The 802-nt window shown below is 55.6% G+C and carries 1 protein-coding gene; it reads left to right on the top strand.

All coding sequences use genetic code 11. The features are described 5' to 3' along the window. Positions 1–802, top strand: an 802-nt coding sequence (locus BN1360_RS00005; RefSeq protein ID WP_476445249.1) for a primosomal protein N' family DNA-binding protein, incomplete at both ends; no start/stop codon positions are given.

Here is an 802-nt window from a genome sequence, read left to right as displayed (position 1 = left end):
ATCGTCGACGTTCCAAGCCGCGGCACGGATCGCCCCTTCGATTATATTATTCCGGATACGATGAAAGACTGGATCGAGATCGGCAGCAGGGTGGGCGTTCCCTTTGGTCATCGAACAGTCCAGGGTTTCGTTATTGATCTCCGGCCCGACTCCGAGCTGAATTTCGCACGCATGAAGCCGGTTCAGGAGCTGCTGGATCTGATGCCCCCGCTTCCGCTTGATCTCGTTAAGCTGGCCGAGTGGATGAGCCATAGGTATGCTTGCAGTATGATCTCTGCGCTACAGGCGATGATACCTACAGCACTTAAAGGTAAAGCCGAGAAATATATTCAGCTTCAGGAGGAGTTAGACCCTGCGGATGAGGACCAGACGGAGGAAGCTTTGTACGCGTCACCTCCGCTATTAACTGGCGAGGAAGAGCAAATCGTCGCTTACATTAAAGCGAATGGTTCCGTTCCGATGACGACGGCTCATCTGAGTGCCCAATTTGCCGGCCAGGGAGAGACTATCAAAGGCCTGCTGCGGGCTGGCGTGCTGACGGAGACACAGATGATCAAGGATAAAGTCCGCAAGAAGACCATCAAGACGGTGAAAGCCACGGTCGGCGGAGAGGCGGCGGAGGCGGCGCTCGCTTCCTTCAGCGCGCAGGCGCGCAGGCAGAAGGAAGTTCTGGAGTTCTTGCTTGAGGTTGGGGTAACGATATCCCTGCAGGAATTGCTAACCACGCTGGGCGTTACGGCGGGAACCGTCAAGAAGCTGGCCGAGAAAGGCTTTGCGCTTATTGAGGACGCCGAAGTGTTTC

The sequence above is a fragment of the Paenibacillus sp. GM2 genome, from assembly GCF_900069005.2.
Taxonomy (GTDB): domain Bacteria; phylum Bacillota; class Bacilli; order Paenibacillales; family Paenibacillaceae; genus Fontibacillus.
The sequence above is the reverse complement of the archived record's forward strand: the minus strand, read 5'-3'. Positions and strand labels throughout refer to the sequence as shown.